The organism is Microbacterium sp. NPDC055521 (assembly GCF_053619695.1).
On sequence record NZ_JBSHJX010000001.1, the window covers coordinates 55,805 to 77,521 of the forward strand.

A 21,717-nucleotide genomic window follows, 5' to 3' on the forward strand; every position below is an offset into this window, starting at 1 on the left:
GCGCGGAGGCGATCACACCGTCGCGACAGCGCGCTCGCGCGCCTCGTGCACCTTGGCGTCGTGCGCGACGATATCGGGCTCCTTCTCGCGGAACAGCGAGTAGAGGGGCGCGGCGACGAACAGCGTCGAGTAGGTGGCGACGATGATGCCGACGAAGATCGACAGCGAGATGTCGGTGAGGGTCTCGGCACCGAACCACAGCGAGCCGATGAACAGGATCGCACCGACGGGCAGAGCCGCGACGACCGACGTGTTGATCGATCGGATCAGCGTCTGGTTCACCGCCAGGTTCACGGACTCCCCGAAGGTGCGCGACGTCTGATTCACGTCTTCGGTCGTGTTCTCACGGATCTTGTCGAACACGACCGTGGTGTCGTACAGCGAGTACGCCAGGATCGTGAGGAACCCGATCACCGCCGCGGGCGAGATCTCGAACCCGGCGAGGGCGTACACGCCGACCGTGATCAGCAGCACGTCGAGCAGGCCGACGATGGCGGCCGCCGACATCTTCCAGGTGCGGAAGTAGATCGCCAGGATGAGGAAGGTCAGCGCGAGGAAGATCGCCAGGCCCCACAGCGACTGGCGGGTGACGTTCTCACCCCAGGCCGGTCCGATGAACGAATCGGTGATCTCGTCGGCCTTCACGTCGTACGCGTCAGCGAGAGCCGCCTTGACGTCCTGCGTCTCGTTAGGCGTCATCTGGTCGGTCTGCACCCGCACGTCGCGGTTGTTGACCGTGACCACCTTGGCAGCCGCGTTCGGCACGACCGAGCGCACGGCGTCGGTCGCCAGACCCTGATCGGTGGACGAGGGCGCGAGCACGACGAACTGCGAGCCGCCGGTGAACTCGATCGAGAACTGCACCGGGCGCACCAGCGGCACGAGGGCCGAGCCGACGACCAGCAGGATCGCGATGATGAACCACAGTCGGCGCCTGCCGACGAACGGGAACGAGGTCTTGCCCGAGTAGAGGTTGTTGCCGAACTCATTCATGGAGAACATCAGGCGTCGGAGTCCTTTCCGGCATCCTTGGATCCTGCGAGGGCCTCAGCGCGCTTGCGCTCGGCGATGGTCTGCCGCTTCTCGGCCTCGCCGCGCGCGCCCTTGTTGCGGGCGGCGCGCCCGGACGAACCGGTGCGGACGTCGCGGAACTGCGCACGACCGCGGTAGACGGCACCGAGCGCGTCGGGGTCGAGACCCGACAGCTTGTGCCCGCCGCCGAAGAAGCGGGTGCGCGCGAGCAGCTGCATGACCGGGTGGGTGAAGATCACGAAGATGAACACGTCGATGAGTGTCGTGAGCCCCAGGGTGAACGCGAAGCCCTTCACCGTCGCGTCGGCCAGCACGTACAGCACGACGGCGGCGAGGATGTTGATCGACTTCGAGATGTAGATGGTGCGCTTCGCGCGCCCCCAGCCGTCTTCGACGGCGGCGACGATCGATTTGCCGTCTCTCAGCTCGTCTCGGATTCTCTCGAAGTAGACGATGAACGAGTCCGCCGTGAAGCCGATCGACACGATCAGACCCGCGACGCCCGCGAGCGAGAGCCGGAAGCCCATCCGCCAGGCGAGGATGGCGATGACGATGTAGGTGAGCACGCCCATCACGCCGATGGATGCCATGATCACCCACCCGAGTGCGCGATAGGTGATCAGCGAGTACAGTGCGACGAGCCCCAGGCCGATGAGGCCGGTGATGAGGCCGATCTCGAGCTGCTGCGAGCCGAGCGTGGCCGAGATGGTGTCGGAGCTCTCGACGGTGAAGCTGAGCGGCAACGCGCCGTAGCGCAGCTGGTCGGCGAGGGCCTTCGCGCTCTCCTGGGTGAAGTTGCCCGAGATGCTGGGCTTGCCGTTGAGGATGACGGCCTGCATGGTCGGTGCGGAGAGCACCTTTCCGTCGAGCACGAACGCGAACTGGTCGCGCGGCGACTGCTGCGCGAGGCGGTTGGCGTTCAGTCGCTGGCTGACCTTGCCGAAGATCTCGGTGCCCTTGGCGTCGAAGACGAGGTTGACCGTCCAGCGGCCGCTCTGCTGCTCGCGTCCGGCGGTCGCGTCGTTGATCACGGTGCCGTCGAGCTCCACCGGCCCGAGAAGGTACTTGGCGCTGCCGTTCTCCTCGCAGGCGATCAGCGGCTCGTCCTCCGGCGCGTTCGCAGAGTCCTGCTCGGTGGAGCAGTCGTGGGCCTGCAGCTCGGCGATCTGCTTCTCGGTCGCCCAGCTGGGGTCGGACGCATCGGTCGGCTTGGCCGTGGGCGTCGCGTTCAGCGCGTCATCCGGGGTCGGATACGGGGTCTCCTCGCCGTCCTCGCCGACGAAGGAGGTCGCAGGATCCGTCGCCAGGATCACCGGGCGCAGCTCGAGCTTGGCGCTGGCCTGGATGCGATCCCGCGTCGCCTGGTCGGCTGCACCGGGGATCTGCACGACGATGTTGCGGCCGCCCTCGGTGGTGATGTCGGCCTCGGCGACACCGGAGGCGTCGACACGCTGACGGATGATCGCGGCTGCCTGGTTGAGCTGGTCCTCGGTGGGGGCGGCGCCGTCGGGCGACTCGGCGCCGAGGATGATCTGCGTTCCGCCCTGCAGGTCGAGTGCGAGCTCAGGAGCCCACGAGCTGGCAGGCTTGCCGGCATCCGTCTTGAAGACGTAGACGCCGAGCGCATTGATGCCGAACAGCACTGCCGTGACGATGAGCAGGCCGAGGAGGACGCGCCACGCGTGGCGAGTCGGAGATGATGATGCCACTGAGTTCCGCTTTCGAGTGAGGTGCCGACGCGTCAGTTCTCGTCGTTGCGCTCGAGGCGCGCCTTGGTCTCCTCCGGCGTCTCGACCTGGATCGACTCGATGTCGTCGGTGCGCTCCCGAACGGGCGCGGCGTCGAGGTCCGTCACCGGCGCGTCGATGACCACGTCATCCTCCGGAGTCTCCTCGACGAGGCGGAGGATCGCCTGGCTGTGCACCTCGATGACCACGCCGGGTGCGATCTCGATCTGAGCGGGCTTGTCGAGGTCCACCGGGTCGTACGAGACGACGGTGCCGTAGAGGCCGCCCTGCAGCAGCACCTTGACGCCGGGGACGGTCTTGGTGGCCTTCTCCTCCTGCTGCTCCTTCATCTGCTTCTGGCGCTTGCGGGTGTTCACGAACATGAACACGAGCATCACGCCGAGAAGACCGAAGAGGATGATTTCCATGGGGATGGGCCTTTCGAAGAGCGCACGCCGATGAGCGCACAAGGGTTCAGGGAAGCTTCAGCGATTATAGGTCATCGAACAATGCCACGCCGTCGGGGTGGCTGATACCGAGATGCCGGTACGCCTCCGGCATCGCGATCCGCCCACGCGGGGTGCGGCCGAGGAATCCGATGCGCACGAGGTACGGCTCGACGACGCTCTCGACGGTCTCGGCCTCCTCGCCGACCGCGACGGCGAGCGTGCTGAGCCCCACAGGCCCACCGCGGAACCGCAGCACGAGCGCTTCGAGAACGGCTCGGTCGAGCCGGTCGAGGCCGATCGCGTCGACGTCGTACAGCTCGAGTGCTGACCGCACGTCGGAGATCGACGCCGCGGCGCCGCCGCCGTGCACCAGGGCGTAGTCGCGCACGCGGCGCAGCAGCCGGTTCGCGATGCGCGGAGTGCCGCGCGAGCGTCGCGCGATCTCGCTGAGGGCGTCATCGGGCAGCCGCACGCCGAGCACGTTCGCCGAGCGCGCGATCACCCGTTCGAGATCGTCGTCGTCGTAGAACTCGAGGTGCCCCGTGAATCCGAAGCGGTCGCGCAGCGGGTTGGGCAGCAGCCCCGAGCGGGTCGTCGCGCCGACCATCGTGAAGGGAGCGAGGTCGAGCGGGATGCTCGTGGCGCCGGCTCCCTTGCCGACCATGATGTCGATGCGGAAGTCCTCCATCGCGAGATAGAGCATCTCTTCGGCGGAGCGCGCCATGCGGTGGATCTCGTCGATGAACAGCACCTCGCCCGGTGTGAGGCTCGACAGCAGGGCGGCGAGGTCACCGGCGTGCTGGATCGCGGGGCCGCTCGACAGTCGCAGCGGCCGGCCGCTCTCGTGCGCGACGATCATCGCGAGGGTGGTCTTGCCGAGCCCGGGGGGGCCCGCGAGCAGGATGTGGTCGGCCGGGCGCTCCTGGATGCGCGCGGCTTCGAGCAGCAGCTGCAGCTGACCGCGCACCTTCGGCTGCCCGACGAACTCGTCGAGGCTGCTGGGCCGCAGCGCGCCCTCGATCGCGAGTTCCGTCTCGTCGAGCGCCTCGCCCGCGTCGCGTGAGGTGTCAGCCACGCTTGGCACCCGGTCCCATCGCGGCGAGCGTCCGGCGCAGCAGCGCCGGAACCGACTCGCGCTCGGCATCGGTGGCATCCTCCGCCGACTGCGCGGCGGCCTCGGCAGCGATCTTCTCCGACCAGCCCAGGCCGACCAGCGCCGCAGCGACCTGATCGACGGTCGCGGTGGCGGGTGCACCGGCGGGAGCGGATGCCACGCGCGGCGTCACCTTGCCTGCCAACTGCACGACGATGAGCTTGGCGGTCTTCGGACCGATCCCGGAGACGCGCCGGAACGGAGCGTCGTCTTCAGAGGTGACCGCTTCGGCGATCTGATCGACGGTGAGGTGCGACAGCACACCCAGCGCGGACTTCGGCCCGACGCCGGTGACGCTGAGCAGCTGACCGAAGATCTCGAGCTCGTCGCGGTCGCTGAACCCGAAGAGGGTCAGAGCGTCTTCGCGCACGATCAGGCTGGTGTGCAGCTGCAGCTGATCGCCGACCACCGCGGTGTGCGCCACATCTCCGGGGACGAAGACCGAGAATCCGACTCCGCCCGTCTCGATGACGACGTGGGTCGAGTCGGCGTGCAGCACCGTGCCGCGCAGAGACGAGATCATGCCGCCAGCCTACCGAGCAGGTCGTACATCCGTTCGACCGACACGGGCCCGCATCGTTCGCGAGGGGCCGCGCGCGCCGCGCTCGGCGTCGGCCCACGCTTGCTGCGCCGGGGTGAGGCTCGGGCCGGCGGCCGCCGCAGCCGCGCCGCCGCGCCACGCATGGCACAGGGCGATGGCGAGGGCGTCCGCCGCATCGGCGGGCTGCGGCGGGGCATCCAGGCGCAGGATCCGCGCGATCATCGACTGCACCTGGCGCTTGTCGGCCGAGCCGTACCCGGTGACGGCCGCCTTCACTTCGCTGGGCGTGTGGGTGGCGGCGGGCAGGCCCGCCTCCGCCGCGATGAGCAGGGCGACGCCGGATGCCTGGGCCGTGGCCATCACGGTCTGGACGTTGTGCTGGGCGAAGACCCGCTCCACCGCCACCGCGGCGGGCCGGTGCTCGTCGATCGCCGCGCGGATGCCGGCCGCCACTGCCGCCAGCCGCGTCGACAGGTCGTCATCGACCGGCGTGCGCACCACGCCGACGTGGACGAGCGACGCCCGGCGCGAACGGTCGACGTCGACGATCCCGATGCCGCAGCGGGTGAGACCGGGATCGATGCCGAGGACGCGCAGAGAGCTCACTCCCCCAGGCTAGGAGCATGCGGAAGACCCCGGACGCAGGCGCGCCCGGGGCCTCTCGCCGTCGTACGCAGTCGCGTCCGCCGAAGGATTACTCCTCGTCGTCGTTCTCGAGCTCGGCCTGCACCTCCGGTGTCAGGTCGAAGTTCGCGAACACGTTCTGCACGTCGTCGCTGTCCTCGAGCGCATCGATGAGGCGGAACACCTTGCGGGCCGTGTCGGCGTCGATCTCGACCTTGAGGTTGGGCACGAACTCGACGTCGGCGGAGTCGTAGTCGATGCCCGCCTCCTGCAGCCCGGTGCGCACGGCCACCAGGTCGGTGGCCTCGGCGATCACCTGGAAGCCCTCGGCGTGCGGCTCGACCTCTTCGGCGCCGGCTTCGAGGGCCGCCATCATCACGTCGTCCTCGTTGGTTCCCTCGGACCCGACGACGATCACGCCCTTGCGAGTGAAGTTGTAGGCGACGGACCCGGGGTCGGCCAGGGTGCCGCCGTTGCGGGTGAGGGCGGTGCGCACCTCGGCGGCGGCGCGATTCTTGTTGTCGGTCAGACATTCGATCATCAGGGCGACGCCGTTGGGCCCGTAGCCCTCGTACATGATCGAGGTGTACTCGACGGCCTCGCCGCCGATGCCCGCGCCGCGCTTCACTGCGCGGTCGATGTTGTCTTTCGGGACCGACATCTTCTTCGCCTTGAGCACCGCGTCGAAGAGCGTCGGGTTGCCGGCCAGGTCGGCGCCGCCCAGCTTTGCGGCGACCTCGATGTTCTTGATGAGCTTCGCCCACGACTTGGCACGGCGCGAGTCGATGACCGCCTTCTTGTGCTTGGTCGTGGCCCACTTGGAATGCCCGGACATATGTCTCCGCTCGTTATCCGCCCGGAGTCGCCTCCAGGGCGTCGACCATTCTAGCAACGAGCGTCCCGCGAGCGACGATGACCGCCCGCGGCGCATACTCTTGCCGGTGCATCGGGCTGGTGCTTGACTGACGAGCATGGACGATCGGGAGCGGGCTCTCGACGCCGCGCACGAGCTCGCGACGCGATTCCTGCACACCCTCGACGACAGGCCGGTCTGGCCGCGCGCAGACATCGATCAGATGCTCACCGCGTTCGGCGGTCCCCTGCCCGAGAACGGCGCGGATCCGGCATCGGTCGTCGAGCAGATGGCGACGCTGGCAGATCCCGGCCTCGTCGCGATACCGGGCGGCCGCTTCTTCGGGTTCGTGATCGGCGGAACCCACCCGGCGGCGCTCGCCGCGGACTGGCTCGTGTCGGCGTGGGACCAGAACTCTGGCTCGTCGCGGCTCACCCCGGCCACGGTCGCGATGGAGCGAGTGGCAGGACAGTGGATGCTGGAGCTGCTGGATCTTCCGCGTGCGGCCAGCGTCGGCTTCGTCACCGGTGGGCAGCTGGCGAACTTCACCTGTCTCGCCGCAGCTCGAAACGCCGTCTACGCCAGGCGCGGATGGGACCTGGCCGCACGTGGCCTGCGCGATGCCGCGCCGCTGCGGCTCGTCGTCGGCGCCGACCGGCATGGTTCGATCGACAGGGCAGCGCGGTTCCTCGGCATCGGGCGCGACGAGATGCTGGTCGTGGACGCCGACGACCAGGGGCGGATGCGCCCCGACGCGCTGCAGACCGCCCTCGCCGGCGGCGAGGGACCTCTGATCGTGTGCCTGCAGGCCGGCGAGGTGCACACCGGCGCATTCGACGACTTCGAGGTTCTCATCCGGATCGCGCACGAGAACGGCGCGTGGGTGCACGTCGACGGCGCGTTCGGACTGTGGGTGCCGAGTGGCGCGGACGGCAAGCCCTGCGATGCTCGATGTCGTCGTGGGCGACGACGACCTCTGACATCGCGCGCGTGCTGGTCGCGCTCCGTGCTGCGACAGCGATCCCCCTCAGCGCCGCGCGGCGACGCGCTTCAGGAAGCGCTCGTGAAACCTCGGCTCGCCGGAGATCTCCGGATGGAAGCTGATCCCGAGCAGGCTCCCGTGCTCGACGGCGACGACGGTGCCGTCGTCGAGCGATGCGAGCACCGTGGCATCCGGGCCCACCGTCTCGACCACCGGACCACGGATGAATGCGGCGTGCACGGGCTCGCCGCCGAGGGCCGGCACGGTAACCGCACCCTCGAACGAGTCGATTTGCCGGCCGAAGGCGTTGCGGCGCACGGTGACGTCGAGACCGCCAAAGGTCTGCTGGCCCTGGATCGCGTCGACGAGGCGGTCGGCGAGCATGATCAGTCCCGCGCACGTGCCGAACATCGGCATCCCGTCGCGGATGGCCGCACGGATCGGCTCGGCGAGCCCGAACATGCGGGTGAGCTTGTCGATCACGCTCGATTCGCCGCCCGGGATGACGAGGCCGTCTACGGCGGCGAACTCCTCCGGTCGGCGCACGCGCACGACCTCCGCGCCGAGGTGCTCGAGCAGAGTGACGTGCTCGCGCACGTCCCCCTGCAGCGCGAGCACCCCGACGCGAGGCATCGTCACCAGCCGCGCTCGGCGAGGCGGTGCGGTGCCGGAAGGTCGGAGACGTTGATGCCGACCATGGCTTCACCGAGGCCCCGCGACGCCTCGGCGATCACCTTCGGGTCGTCGTAGAACGCGGTGGCCTTGACGATCGCCTTCGCGCGGGCCACGGGGTCGCCCGATTTGAAGATGCCCGACCCGACGAACACGCCGTCGGCGCCCAGCTGCATCATCATCGCGGCATCGGACGGGGTGGCGACGCCACCGGCGACGAAGAGCACGACGGGCAGCTCTCCCGTCTCGGCGATCTCGGCGACCAGCTCGTACGGAGCCTGCAGCTCCTTCGCGGCGACGTACAGTTCGTCCTTCGACAGGGCGCCGAGGGCGGCGATCTCGCCGCGGATCTTGCGGATGTGCTTCATCGCCTCGGAGACGTCGCCGGTGCCGGCCTCGCCCTTCGAGCGGATCATCGCCGCTCCCTCGGTGATGCGACGCAGCGCCTCGCCCAGGTGGGTGGCACCGCAGACGAACGGCACGGTGAACGGCCACTTGTCGATGTGGTTCACGTAGTCGGCGGGCGAGAGCACCTCGGACTCGTCGATGTAGTCGACGCCGAGCTCCTGCAGCACCTGTGCCTCGACGAAGTGGCCGATGCGGGCCTTCGCCATGACGGGGATCGAGACGGCGTCGATGATGCTGTCGATCATGTCCGGGTCGCTCATGCGCGACACGCCGCCCTGGGCGCGGATGTCGGCGGGCACGCGCTCGAGGGCCATGACGGCGACGGCACCGGCGTCTTCGGCGATCTTCGCCTGCTCGGCGGTGACGACATCCATGATGACGCCGCCCTTCAGCATCTCGGCTAGACCGCGCTTGACGCGCTGCGATCCGGTGGTGGGGTTCTTTTCGGTGGATGCCATGATCACTCCTCGTTGTGACAATCCGCGCTTTGGCCTATGCCAAACGATAGCACCATACAATCAGAGGAATGAACGTCATGATCACCGGAACCTCCGCCGCCGAGATCGCCGACAGCGTGCGGGGGCTGCGCGAGCGCGGAGCGCTGCGGCCCGGCGATCCGCTGCCCCCGGTGCGCGAGCTCGCGACGACTCTGGGGGTGAACCGGAACACGGCCGTGGCCGCGTACCGCCAGCTCGCGCAGGCGGGTCTCGTCGTCTCGCGAGCACGCGCGGGAACGGTCATCGCCGGGGGTGCGCCCGTCGCGCAGGAGGGTGTCGCCGACACGGTGCTGCGCGACGTGGCGTCCGGGAACCCCGACCCCGCGCTGATCCCCGATCCGACGCCCGCATTGGGGCGGATCGTCGGGCGCCCCGTGCTGTACGGCGAGCCGGTGATCGACGCCGAGCTCGAGCAGTGGACGCGGGAATGGATGCTCGCCGACCTCCCCCGCGACGACCTGCACGTCGTCGTCACCAGCGGCGCCGTGGATGCGGTCGAGCGACTGCTCGCGCAGGCGCTCATGCGCGACGACGCCGTGGCGCTGGAGGATCCGTGCTTCCTCTCCAGCATCCACACCGTCCGTCTCGGCGGCTACCGAGCCGTGCCGGTCGCGGTCGACGAGGAGGGCATGACGGTCGACGGACTGCGTGCCGCACTCGATGCGGGCGTGCGTGCCGTGATCAGCACTCCCCGAGCACAGAATCCGACCGGGGTGAGTCTCTCCCCCGAGCGTGCCGCAGCGCTGCGCGAGGTGCTCGCCGATCACCCCTACGTGCTCATCATCGAAGACGATCACTTCTCGCTGCTCTCGCCGCACCCGTACGCCTCGCTGATCTCTGAAACGCATCGCCGGTACGCTCTGATCCGCTCGGTGTCGAAGTTCCTGGGCCCCGACATGTGCCTGGCGCTGGCCGGCACCGACCCCACCACCGCCGAGCGCCTGGCGATGCGGCTCAGCCCGGGCACGACGTGGGTGAGCCACCTGCTGCAGCGGCTCACGCACGCCCAGCTCACCGATGCCGACGCGCGTGCGCAGATCTCGCGCGCGGCCGCACACTACGCCGCGCGCAACCTGGCGTTCACCCGGGCGCTGGCAGCCCGAGGCATCCCGACCGTGTCGAACGACGGCCTCAGCCTGTGGGTTCGGCTCGACACGACCGCCCGCGTCGCCGCCGAGCGGCTGATGCGACGCGGCTGGCTCGCCCGCCCCGGCGACGAGTTCCTGCTCGACGAGACCGCGGGTCCGTCGCGGCATCTGCGCCTCACCGTGCACGACCTGACGGATGCCGAGGCGGCCCGCCTCGTCGACGATCTGGCCGCGGCCGCAGTGAGAGGATGACAGGATGAAGATCCTCTCGATCCAGTCGGCCGTCGCGCACGGACACGTCGGAAACTCGGCCGCCGTCTTCCCGCTGCAGCGCCTCGGCGTCGACGTCCTGCCGGTCTACACGGTGAACTTCTCGAACCACACCGGCTACGGCGCGTGGCGCGGGCCGATGATCGACCCGGCTGACGTGCGCGAGGTCATCACCGGCATCGAGGAGCGCGGCGTCTTCGACCGGATCGACGCGGTGCTCAGCGGGTACCAGGGCGGCGAGGGCATCGCCGACGTCATCATCGACGCCGTCGCCCGCGTGAAGGCCGCCAATCCGGATGCCGTGTACGCCTGCGACCCCGTGATGGGAAACGCGAAGTCGGGGTGCTTCGTCGCCCCGGCGATCCCCGTGCTGCTGCGGGACAGGGTCGTGCCGGTCGCCGACATCATCACCCCGAACCAGTTCGAGCTCGGCTTCCTCACCGGCACCGAGCCGTCTGACCTCTCCTCCACGCTCGCCTCGGTCGACGCCGCGATGGCGATGGGGCCGTCGACCGTGCTCGTGACCTCGGTCGAGCGCCCCGATCGCGAGGAGGGCACGATCGAGATGCTCGCCGCCGATGACTCGGGTGCCTGGCTGGTCGCGACCCCGCATCTGCCGCTGAAGGCGAACGGATCAGGAGACGTGACCGCGGCCCTGTTCACCGCGCACTACACGTCTACGGGCGACATCAGGATCGCCCTCGAGCGCACGGTCTCGAGCGTGTTCGACCTGCTGCAGAACACGCTCGATGCGGGCGACCGCGAACTGCGTCTGGTCGAGTCGCAGGAGGCCTACGCGAACCCGCGGATGCAGTTCGGCGCACACCGCGTGCGCTGACCCTGCGATCGGGCTCAATGCGGCCAGGCGTTCGCGACAGCCTCGCGGATCTCGTCGAGCAGCTGCGGCAGCGCCTTGGTCTTCGCGATGATCGGGAAGAAGTTGGCATCCGTCGCCCACCGCGGCACGATGTGCTGGTGCAGGTGGGCGGCGACGCCGGCCCCGGCGACCTCGCCCTGGTTCATGCCCAGGTTGAATCCGTCGCAGTGCGAGACCTCGCGAAGCACCCGCATGCCGGTCTGCGTGAGCGCCCCGATCTCGGCGACCTCCTCCGGCGTGGCCTGGTCGTAGGTGCCGATGTGGCGGTACGGGCACACGAGCAGGTGGCCAGAGTTGTACGGGAAGAGATTGAGCACGACGAATGCGGTCTCGCCGCGCGCCACGATCAGCCGCTCCTCATCCGGATGCTTCGGAGCCTCGCAGAACGGGCACGCGTCGCGCAGTGGCTGCGGCCCCGCCTGGATGTACGCCATCCGGTGCGGGGTCCACAGCCGCTGGAACTCGTCAGGCACTCCGGCCAGACGACTGCCGTCCTCGAGTTCGGTCAAGCCAGATCCTCCGAGGTCATGACGCGCGCGTGGTCGGCGATCGCCGTGCGGATGCGGGACACGGCATCCGCGATGGGCACACCGTTCTCCTGCGACCCGTCCCGGAAGCGGAACGAGACCGTGCCGGCGGCACGATCCTGCTCGCCGGCGATGAGGATCACCGGAACCTTCGCCGTGGTGTGGTTGCGGATCTTCTTCTGCATCCGGTCGTCGGAGTGGTCGACGTCGGCACGCACGCCGGCGTCCCGCAGCTGGCCGATCACGCCGTCGAGGTACTCCGCGTACTGATCCGCGACCGGCACGCCCATCACCTGGACGGGCGCCAGCCACAGCGGGAAGTCGCCGGCATAGTGCTCCAGCAGGATCGCGAAGAACCGCTCGACCGATCCGAGCAGCGCGCGGTGGATCATCACCGGACGGTGCTTCTGCCCGTCGGGACCGGTGTACTCGAGCTCGAACCGCTCGGGCTGGTTGAAGTCGAGCTGGATGGTCGACATCTGCCATGTGCGGCCGATCGCGTCACGCGCCTGCACCGAGATCTTCGGGCCGTAGAACGCCGCACCGCCCGGATCGGCGACGAGTTCTAGGCCGGATTCGAGAGCGACCTCGCGAAGGGTGTCGATCGCGGTCGTCCACTGCTCGGGCTCGCCGAGGAACTTGTCGTTGCCCTCTTCATTGGTCGACAGCTCGAGGTAGAAGTCGTTGAGACCGTAGTCGCGCAGCAGCGTGAGCACGAGGTTCAGGTTCGTCGCGAGCTCGTCGCGCACCTGATCCTGCGTGACGTAGATGTGCGCGTCGTCCTGGGTCAGGCCGCGCACGCGGGTCAGGCCCGAGAGGGTGCCGCTCTTCTCGTAGCGGTACACGGTGCCGAACTCGGCCATCCGCAGCGGCAGCTCGCGGTAGCTGCGTCCACGCGCCCGGAAGATGAGGTTGTGGAACGGGCAGTTCATCGGCTTCAGGTAGTAGTCCTGACCCTGACGCGTGATGTTGCCCTCGTCGTCGCGGGCCTCGTCGAGGTGCATGGGCGGGAACATGCCGTCTGCGTAGGTCTGCAGGTGACCGGAGGTCATGAACAGATCCTTCTTGGTGATGTGCGGACTGTTCACCACCTCGTAGCCGTTGCGCAGCAGGTGCCGGCGGAGGTTCTCCTCGATCTCGTAGCGGATGATCCCGCCCTTGGGGTGGAACACCGCCAGCCCCGAGCCGATCTCGTCGGGGAACGAGAACAGGTCCATCTCGACACCCAGCTTGCGGTGGTCGCGGCGCTCGGCCTCGGCCAGCCGCTCCTGATAAGCGCGCAGCTCGTCCTTCGTCGGCCACGCGGTGCCGTAGATGCGCTGAAGCTGCGGGTTCTTCTCGCTGCCGCGCCAGTAGGCGGCGGCGACGCGGGTGAGGTCCCAGCCGTTGCCGATCATGCGCGTGCTGGGCACGTGCGGACCGCGGCAGAGGTCCTTCCAGGCGACCTCGCCGTCCTTGGTGACGTTGTCGTAGATCGTCAGCTCGCCGGCGCCGATCTCAGCGGATGCCCCTTCAGCCGCGTCAGCGCCCGAACCGGGGCCTCCGGCGAGATCGATGAGCTCGAGCTTGAACGGCTCGTGCGCCAACTCGGTGCGCGCCTCGTCCTCCGTGACGACCCGGCGGGTGAAACGCTGGCCTTCGCGGATGATGCGCTGCATCTCCTTCGAGATCGCCTTGAGATCCTCCGGTGTGAAGGGCTCGTCGACGCCGAAGTCATAGTAGAAGCCGTCGGCGATGGGCGGTCCGATGCCGAGGTTCGACTGCGGACGGATGCGCTGCACGGCCTGCGCCAGCACATGCGCGGTGGAGTGACGCAGGATGGCGAGCCCTTCGGGGCTGTCGACGGTGACCGGCTCGACGACGTCCTCCTGGCCGACGGTCGCGGCGAGGTCCTTCAACTCGCCGTTCACCTGCATGGCGATGACGGAACGATCGGTGAACAGGGCGAAGCCGTCGCGCTCGTCGGCACGGGGCTGGGCGGTGTCTGACACGGGATTCTCCAGATAGGCGATGGAAGACGACGACTCAGCTGCAGGCGCGAATGCGCCCTGCCCGCTCAGGCGTCCGTAGTTCGCGCGACGACACCGGTGACAGAGGTCACGAGAGAGATCGACGCGGATTCCATGTCTCGAAGTCTACGCCGCCGGATCCTGGCATCCCGCATCCGCCGTGCGGACACACGAAAGCCCCGGCGCGAGAGCATCTGCTCTGCACACCGGGGCTGGGCGCCGATCGTCTACCCGTTGACGACCGACACGGGGTCGGAGGTCACACGCTCGTGTTTCGACCCGAGACCGCCCTGATGAGCCACGCGATGACCGCGAGCGCAAGAAGGACCAGTCCGACCCACAGCAGGAAGTTCAGGGACTGCACCAGTCCACCCGTGATTGCAAGGATGATCGCGATCACCGCGACGATGATGAGAAGAGGGTTCATGACCGCTCCTTTCTGTTCTGAAGCTCACGCGAGCTTCGATACGACGACAGTACGGCTGCGCGGCGCCGTCACCGTAGGGGGTTGACTCGGTGACTCGAACCGTGCCACCGATGCGATCCGTCCGAGACGTCTGGAATGCTGTGCGCATGACCTCCCCCTCGATCGTGTGGTTCCGCGACGACCTGCGGCTGACAGACAACCCCGCGCTGCGAGCGGCGGTCGACCGCGGCGAGCCGATCATCGCCGTGTACGTCCTCGACCAGGAGTCGCCCGGATTCCGGATGCTCGGGGGCGCGGCCCGCTGGTGGCTGCACCACTCGCTCGCCTCGCTGCGGGCTCGGGTGATCGAGCGCGGCGGAGCGTTCGTGCTGCGCCGCGGCGCCGCGGCGCAGGTGATCGCCGAGCTGGTCGCGCAGTCCGGCGCCGGGGCAGTGTTCTGGAACCGCCGCTACGGCGGTCCGCAGCGCGACGTCGATACGCAGATCAAGACGGATCTGGGCGAGCGCGGCATCGAGGTGCGCTCGTTCGCGGCGTCCCTTCTGTTCGAACCGTGGACCGTGCGCACCGGAAGCGGAACACATTTCTCGGTGTTCACGCCGTTCTGGCGCGCCTGCCTGTCCCTTCCCGCGCCGCGCGCTCCCCTGCCGGAGCCGCGAGAGCTCGACCGGCCCGCCCGGACCCCCGCATCCGAGGACCTCGATGACTGGTCACTGCTGCCGACCGCACCGGACTGGGCGGGCGGGCTGCGCGAGACATGGGAGCCGGGCGAGCCGGCCGCGCGTGCGCGGCTGCACGAGTTCCTCCGCGAGGACCTCGCGCAGTACGACACCGCCCGCGACGAGCCGGCGGCGGGCGCGACCTCTCTGCTGTCTCCGCGTCTTCGCTGGGGCGAGCTGAGCCCGTTCACCGTCTGGCACGCGGCGACCGAGCACGAGGGCACGGGAGGCTTCCTCTCCGAGCTCGGCTGGCGCGAGTTCGCCTGGCACACCCTCTTTCACTTCCCGGAGCTTTCGTCCCGCAACCTCCGCACCGAGTTCGACGCGTTCCCCTGGCCGCGTCTCAAGCCGACGCACCTGGCCGCATGGCAACGCGGCGAGACCGGCATCCCCCTGGTGGATGCGGGGATGCGCGAACTCTGGCACACGGGGTTCATGCACAACCGCATCCGGATGGTGACCGCGTCGTTCCTGATCAAGAACCTGCTCATCGACTGGCGGCACGGCGAGGAGTGGTTTTGGGACACCCTGGTCGACGCGGACGACGCGTCCAACCCGTTCAACTGGCAGTGGGTCGCAGGTTCCGGCGCCGACGCAGCCCCCTACTTCCGCGTCTTCAACCCGGAACTGCAGGCGAAGAAGTTCGATCGCGACGGACTGTACCTCCGCGAGTGGGCTCGGGACGCCCCGGCCGCGCCGATCGTCGATCTCGGCGAGACGCGCAAGGCTGCGCTCGCCGCGTATGAGCAGATGCGCCGATCTCGCTGACGCGATGCGGCGCCGGGTGGCTACATGAGATCCGCGGGGAGGTCGTAGAGCCCGGCGGGCTGCGGGATGTCGAGTGGATCCTGACGGCGCGGCAGAACAGCGATCCGCACCCGGCTTGCAGGCGACAGCAGAACAGAGACCTCTGCACCCTCGGCGGTGCGGAAGTCCACGAATCGGCTGTCGGCGGCCGCCTGTTCGATACGGCTCTTCAGATCACCGATGTCCTGGTCGCGCCCCAGGGGGATGCTGTCGTCGTCGTCGATCACGATGATCGCCTGCTGCCTCTGCCCTGTGGTCATGTCAGCGACCGTAATCATCTACTCCGACATGGAAGAGGGGGTTGCGCTGGCCGCATCGACCAGCAAGACGCGCGGCGCGCTCAGCCCCTGAAACGAAAAACCCCCGGACTCAGCCGGGGGTTTCTGTCTGTGCGCGATACTGGGATCGAACCAGTGACCTCTTCCGTGTCAGGGAAGCGCGCTACCGCTGCGCCAATCGCGCCTAGAAGGCTGTTCAGTTGTCAGAGAGGTGGCGACGGGATTCGAACCCGTGTAAACGGCTTTGCAGGCCGGTGCCTAGCCTCTCGGCCACGCCACCGCGAGGTGGATTCGAACCCACATGCTGAAACCCCCTGAAGGGGGCTCCTGCACTCGAGCGGATGACGAGACTCGAACTCGCGACCCTCACCTTGGCAAGGTGATGCGCTACCAACTGCGCTACATCCGCATATTCTGTTGTCGTTTCCGGCGTCCCGGGCACTTGAAATACATTAGCCCAGGATCGGCACATCGCCAAACCGCCCCACGTCGCCGGGCGTGTCCGCCCTGCAGTGCGAGACGCCACGCCCGGCCCGTCGCACGGTGTCGGGGCGCGTGCACGGATCGGGTATGCTTTCTGACTGTGCCACCGCGCACGACACAACTCCACAAGGGCGATTGGCGCAGTTGGTAGCGCGCTTCCTTCACACGGAAGAGGTCGTCGGTTCGAGTCCGGCATCGCCCACCATCCACAAGCCCCGTCAGTCGCCTGGCGGGGCTTCGTCGTTCGCACCCGGGGCCTCCGCACGCCACGGCTCGTAGCACAGACCCCAGCGAAAAGCGCCCCCGTTCACACACCCGCGCGCGATGCTCAGGCTGGTGGCATGCTTCATCGGATCACGGACGACGCTCCCCTTCTGCTCGTGCACGGCTACGACCTCGGCTCCCGAATCTGGTCACGGGTCCGCGACGGGGCGCGCGGTGCGCCTATGCGGCTGCTCGGTCATCGGGCGGTGTTCGTGCGCGGCGCGGAGGGTGTGAACCTGTTCTACGACGAGACCCGCGTCGCCCGTCACGGTGCCATGCCGAGCTTCGTGCAGGAGACGCTGTTCGGGCACGGCTCGGTGCACAGCCTCGACGGCGCGGATCACCGGCACCGCAAGGCCACGTTCGTCGACGTCGCGTACGAAGACGAGCAGGTCCGGCGCCTGACCCCCGAGCTCGAGCGGGAATGGCAACGCGAGCTCGACGAGTGGATCGCGGGCGGTGACCGCACTGCGTACGACGCCGCGGTCGCAGCCTTCGGACGCGCCGCGATGCAGTGGGCCGGCCTTCCCGGCTCCCACGAGGCGCGCACGAGGTGGGCGGCCCGGCTCGCCCAGATCGTCGACGGCTTCGGTCGCCCGCTCTCCCCCGCCTTCGCCGAGGCCCTGTTCAACCGCGTCTGGTCCGATCGGCGCGCCGCCCGGCTGATCCACGACGTGCGCGCGGGACACCTCACACCGCCGGAGGGCACGGCGCTGCACGAGTGGGCCTGGCACCGCGGGCCGGACGGACGGCTTCTCCCCGAGCGCCTGGCGGGCGTCGAGCTGCAGAACAGCATCCGTCCCCTCATCGCCGTCGCCCGCTTCGTCGCCTACGCAGCCAAGCGGCTGCTCGAGAACCCCGACTGGCGCCTGCGCATCCACGCCGAGACCGCACGCAGCGAACAGCTCGTGGGCGGGCAGCTCGCCGTGGCGTTCGCGCAGGAGATCCGTCGCACGTCGCCGTTCGTGCCGATGCTGCCCGGGCGCGCGATCACCGACATCGACTTCGACGGCCAGCAGGTTCCGGCCGGCGGTCGGGTGGTCATCGACATCCTCGGCACCGACCTCGACGACGCCTCCTGGGACGAGGCGGGCGAGTTCCGCCCGGAGCGCTTCGTCCACCGACCCGACTACGAGGCGATCCCCGCGTTCATCCCGCACGGCGGCGCCGATGTCGCCACCGGCCACCGCTGCCCCGGCGAGAAGCTGGCGATCGCCGGGCTCTCCGCCGCGATCGCCGCTCTCAGCGACCCGCGGGTGCAGATCTCGCCCGAAGGGCTCGACGTCGATCGACGTCGGCTGCCCACCATGCCCGCCTCGGGCGGATGCGTGCACGCGGCAGCAGCACGAGAAGCAGAGCCGATCCACGACCATCAGCACGACGAGCAGAGGAGCACCTCATGAAGGCACTGACCTGGCACGGCAAGCGCGACGTCCGCGTCGAGCACGTGCCCGACCCGAGCATCCTCGAACCGACCGATGCCATCATCCGCGTCACCTCCACCGCGATCTGCGGCTCGGATCTGCATCTCTACGAGCTGCTCGGGCCGTTCATCGACCGAGGTGACATCCTCGGCCACGAGACGATGGGCGAGGTCGTCGAGGTGGGCTCGGAGATCCGCGATCTGACAGTCGGCGACCGCGTCGTCATCCCGTTCAACATCTCGTGCGGAACCTGCTGGTTCTGCCAGCGCGGTCTGCAGTCGCAATGCGAAACCACCCAGGTGCGCGAGTACGCCAGCGGCGCCGCGCTGTTCGGGTACACGAAGCTGTACGGACAGGTGCCCGGCGGGCAGGCCGAGTACCTGCGCGTGCCACTGGCCGACTACAACCACGTGAAGGTCGGCGGCGAGCTGCCCGACGACCGCTATCTGTTCCTCAGCGACATCCTGCCCACCGCCTGGCAGGGCGTCGAGTACGCCCACATCCCCGCCGACGGCACCGTCGCCGTGCTGGGGCTGGGTCCGGTCGGGCAATTCGCGGCTCGCATCGCCCGCTCGCACGGACACCGTGTGCTGGCCATCGACCCCGTTCCCGAACGCCGGGCCATGGCCGCGCGTCATGACATCGAGGTCTTCGATCTCGATGACGACGCCATCCCTCATCTGCGTGACGTGACGGAGGGCCGCGGCCCCGACTCGGTGATCGACGCGGTCGGACTCGAGGCGCACGGCAGCCCGGCGATCTCCCTGGTACAGCAGGCCGTGGGCCTGCTGCCCGACCCGCTGTCCCGACCGATGCTCGAGCACGCCGGCGTCGACCGGCTGGCGGCGCTGCACGCCGCCATCGATCTGGTGCGTCGGGGCGGCACGGTCTCGCTGAGCGGTGTGTACGCCGGCGACGCCGACATCCTGCCGATGAAGACGATGTTCGACAAGCAGATCAGCCTGCGGATGGGCCAATGCAACGTGAAGCGCTGGACCGACGAGATCCTCCCCCTCGTCGAAGACGATGCCGACCCGCTGGGTGTGATGGATCTCGTCACGCACCGCGCACCACTCGATGACGCGCCCGACCTGTACCGCATCTTCCAGCGCAAGGAGGACGGCTGCATCAAGGTCGTGCTGAGTGCAGGAGCATGAGCGACTCACGCATCGTCATCTCCGGAGCGAGCGGACTGATCGGGAGCGCGCTCACGCGATCGCTCCGCGCGGACGGCATCCGCGTGGTGCACCTGGTGCGGCGCCCCGCCCGCAACGGCGACGAGGTGGAGTGGCTCACCGACGGCCATCTCGACCCCGATGTGCTGGTGGACGCTGCCGCCGTCGTCAACCTCAACGGCGCGAGCATCGGCCGGCTGCCGTGGGGCACGCGCTACCGGCACGCGCTGCGCCAGTCGCGTTTGGAGCCCACCTCGGTTCTCGCCGACGCGCTGCTCGCCCTGAACACCGACGCTCCGGCACTGCTCTCGGCATCGGCCGTCGGCTACTACGGCGACCAGCCCGGCACGCGTCTCGACGAGACGGCCGCACCCGGCGAGACCTTCCTCGCCGGCCTCTGCGTGGAATGGGAGCGGGAAGCCATGCGGGCGGCGGCGGTCACCCGGGTCGCGCTGCTGCGCACCGCACCGATCCTGCATCCGGATGCCGTGCTGAAGCCCATGATCGCCCTCACCCGGTTCGGGCTCGGCGGCCCCCTCGGCCCCGGCCGCCAGGTATGGCCCTGGATCTCCCTGGAAGACGAGGTGCGCGCGATCCGGCACGTCATCGACTCCGACATCCACGGCCCCGTGAACCTCACGGGGCCGCATCGCGCGACGGCAGGCGGGATCGGGCGCACCCTGGCATCTCTGATGCACCGGCCATACCTCGTTCCCGCGCCGGCGTGGGCGCTGCGCCTGGGTCTCGGTCGCGCAGCCGCCGACTCCCTGCTGCTGGCGGATGCCGACGCGGTGCCCGACGCCCTCGCCCGCAGCGGGTTCGAGTTCCGGCATCCGTCCGCGCCGGAGGCGCTCGGCGCCGTGCTGGGCTGAGGTCAGTGCGCTCCGGCGCGCAGCGCGTGGTCGACAGCCGATCCGATGCCGTCCGTCCACGGGTCTCCGTGCCCGGGGAGCAGAACACCGGTGTCGACCGCGCGCAGCCCATCGAGCGACGCCAGCGCCCGCGCGCTGTCGGCCGTGGCCGCGCCCGCGACGATCTGCGGCCCGCGCTGGCCGGTGTAGGGGTCGAAGGTGACGAGCGCGTCGCCGCAGAGCAGCACGCCGGCCTTCTCGAAGAAGTACGCGGAGTGGCCGTTCGTGTGGCCCGGCGTCCAGATCGCCCGAGGATGTCCTGGTACGTCGATCACCTCGCCGTCGGCGATGCCGGGTGCCGCGGCCACGCCCTTCACTCGGAGTGCGCCCGCCTGCACCATCGACGCCACCGTGGGCAGGATGCGCGGATGGCGAAGCGGATACGACCAGATCGGCGCCTCGTGCGCGTAGCGGTAGGGGTGCAGAGCCAGGCGCTCATCATCCGGATGCACCAGCGATTCGACGCCGCGATCTGCAAGCGGGCGTGCCATCCCGACGTGGTCGAAGTGCCCGTGCGTGAGCAGCACCGCGTCGATATCGCGAACTCGCGCGCCGATGCGCTTCAGCAGCGCTCCGAGCAGCCGGCTGGAGCGCGGCAGTCCGGCATCGACGAGGGTCAGCCCTCCCTCCGCCTCGATCAGGTAGCAGTTGACGTGCGCGACATCGAGCCGGTGCACGCCGGGAGCCGGTTCCGTCCATCCCGTCGCTGTGGTTCTCATGACACCACTGTGGGGCGACGACAGAAGACACGTACGTGCCTTGCCGTCGCCCCGCGGGGGTGGTATCGGTGAGCGTTCAGGCCCGCGCGCGGGCGAGAGTGGTGCGAGCGGGCTGCGGCTCAGAGAAGATCACCACGACGATCGCCGGGGGTTCGTCTCCCCGTCCCGCTCGGATGGGATGACGGGCACGCGGCGTGCTGTTCCGCGTCCCGCGGTCAGGCGCGTGCCCACCCGTAGCGGCCTATGAGAGCCTGCGCCACGCGGCCATAGCGTCCCGCGTCGAGGACGGCGGCCTCACGACGCATCCCGTCGTCGTGCACGCTGTACAGCTGCTCGATGTCGACCCATGACTCGCGCCCCTGCGAATCCCAGCCACCCGAGCCGATCGGGATGAAGTCGCGGTCGCGATCATGTCGGGTGCTCGTCATCCGCACCGCGTACACCCGGTCGGCGCTCTGCCGGCCGATCACCAGCACCGGGCGATCCTTTCCTCGTCCGTCGTTCTCCTCGTACGGCACCCAGGTCCAGATGATCTCCCCGGAATCGGGCAGGCCGTTTCGCGATGGCGAGTAGCCGACGCTCACGTCACGGACGCGCTCGGGAGCGATCCGGACGGTCTCGGATCCGGGCATCCGTCCCGCGTCAACCGTCGTGTGCTGCTGGCCGCCCGCACCATCGCGGCGGAGCGTGGCACGCGGACGGGGGCGGGACCGCTGCCCGCCCCCGCCGCTGCGTGACAGCGCCCTGCCGAGGATGTCGACGATGACCGAGAGGAACCTGCTGCTCGAGCTCACCCGCTCACCC

21 protein-coding genes, 4 tRNA genes and 1 pseudogene are annotated in these 21,717 nt (G+C 69.1%); 8 read left to right on the top strand and 18 right to left on the bottom strand.

Features of this window, described 5'->3' with window-relative positions:
- Window positions 1-12 precede the first annotated feature (12 nt).
- The 7 genes from secF to ACWGSM_RS00280 all read right to left on the bottom strand — a co-directional run bounded on the left by secF (window position 13) and on the right by ACWGSM_RS00280 (window position 6,361).
- Window positions 13-1,002, bottom strand: coding sequence for a protein translocase subunit SecF (gene secF, locus ACWGSM_RS00250; protein ID WP_452321005.1), 990 nt, complete (start codon window positions 1,000-1,002; stop codon window positions 13-15).
- Complete coding sequence (gene secD / locus ACWGSM_RS00255) at window positions 1,002-2,741, bottom strand: protein translocase subunit SecD (RefSeq protein WP_452321006.1); 1,740 nt, start codon at window positions 2,739-2,741, stop codon at window positions 1,002-1,004. Before secD ends, secF begins: the two co-directional genes overlap by 1 nt.
- Before the next feature lie 32 nt (window positions 2,742-2,773).
- Window positions 2,774-3,187 (bottom strand): preprotein translocase subunit YajC, encoded by a 414-nt coding sequence (locus ACWGSM_RS00260; protein WP_452321007.1) that lies wholly within the window; start codon window positions 3,185-3,187, stop codon window positions 2,774-2,776.
- A 64-nt stretch (window positions 3,188-3,251) separates the two neighbouring features.
- The gene (gene ruvB, locus ACWGSM_RS00265) at window positions 3,252-4,283 is read right to left on the bottom strand and encodes a Holliday junction branch migration DNA helicase RuvB (protein ID WP_452321008.1); all 1,032 of its coding nucleotides are present in this window, start codon (window positions 4,281-4,283) and stop codon (window positions 3,252-3,254) included.
- Complete coding sequence (ruvA, locus tag ACWGSM_RS00270; protein WP_452321009.1) at window positions 4,276-4,884, bottom strand: Holliday junction branch migration protein RuvA; 609 nt, start codon at window positions 4,882-4,884, stop codon at window positions 4,276-4,278. The genes ruvB and ruvA overlap by 8 nt, the downstream gene beginning before the upstream one ends.
- 9 nt (window positions 4,885-4,893) lie before the next feature.
- Complete coding sequence (ruvC, locus tag ACWGSM_RS00275) at window positions 4,894-5,508, bottom strand: crossover junction endodeoxyribonuclease RuvC (RefSeq protein ID WP_452321010.1); 615 nt, start codon at window positions 5,506-5,508, stop codon at window positions 4,894-4,896.
- An 88-nt stretch (window positions 5,509-5,596) separates the two neighbouring features.
- Window positions 5,597-6,361, bottom strand: coding sequence for a YebC/PmpR family DNA-binding transcriptional regulator (locus tag ACWGSM_RS00280; protein ID WP_452321011.1), 765 nt, complete (start codon window positions 6,359-6,361; stop codon window positions 5,597-5,599).
- Between the two features lie 307 nt (window positions 6,362-6,668).
- Between ACWGSM_RS00280 and ACWGSM_RS00285 the strand changes: the two are divergent.
- Window positions 6,669-7,226: pseudogene (locus ACWGSM_RS00285) on the top strand (pyridoxal phosphate-dependent decarboxylase family protein); the annotation flags it as partial.
- Window positions 7,227-7,406: 180 nt separating this feature from the next.
- Here ACWGSM_RS00285 and pdxT read toward each other — a convergent pair.
- Both pdxT and pdxS read right to left on the bottom strand, forming a co-directional pair.
- Window positions 7,407-7,994: a pyridoxal 5'-phosphate synthase glutaminase subunit PdxT gene (pdxT, locus tag ACWGSM_RS00290; protein WP_452321263.1), complete on the bottom strand. Its 588-nt coding sequence runs from the start codon at window positions 7,992-7,994 to the stop codon at window positions 7,407-7,409.
- A 2-nt stretch (window positions 7,995-7,996) separates the two neighbouring features.
- Window positions 7,997-8,899 carry a pyridoxal 5'-phosphate synthase lyase subunit PdxS gene (gene pdxS / locus ACWGSM_RS00295; RefSeq protein ID WP_452321012.1) on the bottom strand — a complete coding sequence of 301 codons (903 nt, stop codon included), beginning with the start codon at window positions 8,897-8,899 and terminating at the stop codon, window positions 7,997-7,999.
- A 68-nt stretch (window positions 8,900-8,967) separates the two neighbouring features.
- Here pdxS and ACWGSM_RS00300 point away from each other — a divergent pair, with 68 nt between their 5' ends.
- Both ACWGSM_RS00300 and pdxY read left to right on the top strand, forming a co-directional pair.
- Window positions 8,968-10,278 carry an aminotransferase class I/II-fold pyridoxal phosphate-dependent enzyme gene (locus ACWGSM_RS00300; RefSeq protein ID WP_452321013.1) on the top strand — a complete coding sequence of 437 codons (1,311 nt, stop codon included), beginning with the start codon at window positions 8,968-8,970 and terminating at the stop codon, window positions 10,276-10,278.
- Between the two features lie 4 nt (window positions 10,279-10,282).
- Window positions 10,283-11,134 carry a pyridoxal kinase PdxY gene (gene pdxY, locus ACWGSM_RS00305; protein ID WP_452321014.1) on the top strand — a complete coding sequence of 284 codons (852 nt, stop codon included), beginning with the start codon at window positions 10,283-10,285 and terminating at the stop codon, window positions 11,132-11,134.
- A 14-nt stretch (window positions 11,135-11,148) separates the two neighbouring features.
- Here pdxY and ACWGSM_RS00310 read toward each other — a convergent pair whose 3' ends face one another.
- From ACWGSM_RS00310 to ACWGSM_RS00320, 3 genes are all read right to left on the bottom strand, one after another.
- The gene (locus ACWGSM_RS00310; RefSeq protein ID WP_452321015.1) at window positions 11,149-11,682 is read right to left on the bottom strand and encodes an HIT family protein; all 534 of its coding nucleotides are present in this window, start codon (window positions 11,680-11,682) and stop codon (window positions 11,149-11,151) included.
- Window positions 11,679-13,616 carry a threonine--tRNA ligase gene (thrS, locus tag ACWGSM_RS00315; RefSeq protein ID WP_452321264.1) on the bottom strand — a complete coding sequence of 646 codons (1,938 nt, stop codon included), beginning with the start codon at window positions 13,614-13,616 and terminating at the stop codon, window positions 11,679-11,681. The genes ACWGSM_RS00310 and thrS overlap by 4 nt, the downstream gene beginning before the upstream one ends.
- Before the next feature lie 352 nt (window positions 13,617-13,968).
- Window positions 13,969-14,136, bottom strand: coding sequence for a hypothetical protein (locus ACWGSM_RS00320; RefSeq protein ID WP_182253218.1), 168 nt, complete (start codon window positions 14,134-14,136; stop codon window positions 13,969-13,971).
- Between the two features lie 146 nt (window positions 14,137-14,282).
- On the opposite strand from ACWGSM_RS00320, the gene ACWGSM_RS00325 reads away from it, so the two are divergent.
- Window positions 14,283-15,620, top strand: coding sequence for a cryptochrome/photolyase family protein (locus ACWGSM_RS00325; RefSeq protein WP_452321016.1), 1,338 nt, complete (start codon window positions 14,283-14,285; stop codon window positions 15,618-15,620).
- Window positions 15,621-15,640: 20 nt separating this feature from the next.
- Here the strand turns inward: ACWGSM_RS00325 and ACWGSM_RS00330 are convergent, their stop codons facing one another.
- The 4 genes from ACWGSM_RS00330 to ACWGSM_RS00345 all read right to left on the bottom strand — a co-directional run bounded on the left by ACWGSM_RS00330 (window position 15,641) and on the right by ACWGSM_RS00345 (window position 16,346).
- Window positions 15,641-15,919, bottom strand: coding sequence for a hypothetical protein (locus tag ACWGSM_RS00330; protein ID WP_452321017.1), 279 nt, complete (start codon window positions 15,917-15,919; stop codon window positions 15,641-15,643).
- 130 nt (window positions 15,920-16,049) lie between these two features.
- Window positions 16,050-16,121, bottom strand: a tRNA-Val gene (locus tag ACWGSM_RS00335).
- Between the two features lie 25 nt (window positions 16,122-16,146).
- Window positions 16,147-16,217 (bottom strand) — tRNA-Cys (locus ACWGSM_RS00340).
- Window positions 16,218-16,273: 56 nt separating this feature from the next.
- A tRNA-Gly gene (locus tag ACWGSM_RS00345) sits at window positions 16,274-16,346 on the bottom strand.
- Between the two features lie 203 nt (window positions 16,347-16,549).
- On the opposite strand from ACWGSM_RS00345, the gene ACWGSM_RS00350 reads away from it, so the two are divergent.
- The 4 genes from ACWGSM_RS00350 (at window position 16,550) to ACWGSM_RS00365 (ending at window position 20,155) form a co-directional block, all read left to right on the top strand.
- Window positions 16,550-16,625 (top strand) — tRNA-Val (locus ACWGSM_RS00350).
- Between the two features lie 136 nt (window positions 16,626-16,761).
- On the top strand, window positions 16,762-18,087 hold the full coding sequence (locus ACWGSM_RS00355; RefSeq protein WP_452321018.1) for a cytochrome P450: 1,326 nt from the start codon (window positions 16,762-16,764) through the stop codon (window positions 18,085-18,087).
- Window positions 18,084-19,265 (top strand): zinc-dependent alcohol dehydrogenase, encoded by a 1,182-nt coding sequence (locus ACWGSM_RS00360; RefSeq protein WP_452321019.1) that lies wholly within the window; start codon window positions 18,084-18,086, stop codon window positions 19,263-19,265. The genes ACWGSM_RS00355 and ACWGSM_RS00360 overlap by 4 nt, the downstream gene beginning before the upstream one ends.
- Window positions 19,262-20,155: a TIGR01777 family oxidoreductase gene (locus tag ACWGSM_RS00365; RefSeq protein WP_452321020.1), complete on the top strand. Its 894-nt coding sequence runs from the start codon at window positions 19,262-19,264 to the stop codon at window positions 20,153-20,155. The genes ACWGSM_RS00360 and ACWGSM_RS00365 overlap by 4 nt, the downstream gene beginning before the upstream one ends.
- Window positions 20,156-20,157: 2 nt before the next feature.
- Here ACWGSM_RS00365 and ACWGSM_RS00370 read toward each other — a convergent pair whose 3' ends face one another.
- Both ACWGSM_RS00370 and ACWGSM_RS00375 read right to left on the bottom strand, forming a co-directional pair.
- Window positions 20,158-20,913 (bottom strand): MBL fold metallo-hydrolase, encoded by a 756-nt coding sequence (locus ACWGSM_RS00370; protein ID WP_452321021.1) that lies wholly within the window; start codon window positions 20,911-20,913, stop codon window positions 20,158-20,160.
- Window positions 20,914-21,128: 215 nt separating this feature from the next.
- The gene (locus ACWGSM_RS00375) at window positions 21,129-21,707 is read right to left on the bottom strand and encodes a type II toxin-antitoxin system PemK/MazF family toxin (RefSeq protein WP_452321022.1); all 579 of its coding nucleotides are present in this window, start codon (window positions 21,705-21,707) and stop codon (window positions 21,129-21,131) included.
- Window positions 21,708-21,717: the final 10 nt, after the last annotated feature.

Excerpts from the sequence above, each read along its gene's own strand:
- secF (WP_452321005.1), bottom strand. The coding sequence starts at position 1,002 with ATGTTCTCCATGAATGAGTTCGGCAACAACCTCTACTCGGGCAAGACC.
- ACWGSM_RS00260 (WP_452321007.1), bottom strand. The coding sequence starts at position 3,187 with ATGGAAATCATCCTCTTCGGTCTTCTCGGCGTGATGCTCGTGTTCATG.
- ruvA (WP_452321009.1), bottom strand. The coding sequence starts at position 4,884 with ATGATCTCGTCTCTGCGCGGCACGGTGCTGCACGCCGACTCGACCCAC.
- ACWGSM_RS00280 (WP_452321011.1), bottom strand. The coding sequence starts at position 6,361 with ATGTCCGGGCATTCCAAGTGGGCCACGACCAAGCACAAGAAGGCGGTC.
- pdxT (WP_452321263.1), bottom strand. The coding sequence starts at position 7,994 with ATGCCTCGCGTCGGGGTGCTCGCGCTGCAGGGGGACGTGCGCGAGCAC.
- pdxS (WP_452321012.1), bottom strand. The coding sequence starts at position 8,899 with ATGGCATCCACCGAAAAGAACCCCACCACCGGATCGCAGCGCGTCAAG.
- ACWGSM_RS00300 (WP_452321013.1), top strand. The coding sequence starts at position 8,968 with ATGAACGTCATGATCACCGGAACCTCCGCCGCCGAGATCGCCGACAGC.
- pdxY (WP_452321014.1), top strand. The coding sequence starts at position 10,283 with ATGAAGATCCTCTCGATCCAGTCGGCCGTCGCGCACGGACACGTCGGA.
- thrS (WP_452321264.1), bottom strand. The coding sequence starts at position 13,616 with ATGCAGGTGAACGGCGAGTTGAAGGACCTCGCCGCGACCGTCGGCCAG.
- ACWGSM_RS00320 (WP_182253218.1), bottom strand. The coding sequence starts at position 14,136 with ATGAACCCTCTTCTCATCATCGTCGCGGTGATCGCGATCATCCTTGCA.
- ACWGSM_RS00325 (WP_452321016.1), top strand. The coding sequence starts at position 14,283 with ATGACCTCCCCCTCGATCGTGTGGTTCCGCGACGACCTGCGGCTGACA.
- ACWGSM_RS00330 (WP_452321017.1), bottom strand. The coding sequence starts at position 15,919 with ATGACCACAGGGCAGAGGCAGCAGGCGATCATCGTGATCGACGACGAC.
- ACWGSM_RS00355 (WP_452321018.1), top strand. The coding sequence starts at position 16,762 with ATGCTTCATCGGATCACGGACGACGCTCCCCTTCTGCTCGTGCACGGC.
- ACWGSM_RS00360 (WP_452321019.1), top strand. The coding sequence starts at position 18,084 with ATGAAGGCACTGACCTGGCACGGCAAGCGCGACGTCCGCGTCGAGCAC.
- ACWGSM_RS00365 (WP_452321020.1), top strand. The coding sequence starts at position 19,262 with ATGAGCGACTCACGCATCGTCATCTCCGGAGCGAGCGGACTGATCGGG.
- ACWGSM_RS00370 (WP_452321021.1), bottom strand. The coding sequence starts at position 20,913 with ATGAGAACCACAGCGACGGGATGGACGGAACCGGCTCCCGGCGTGCAC.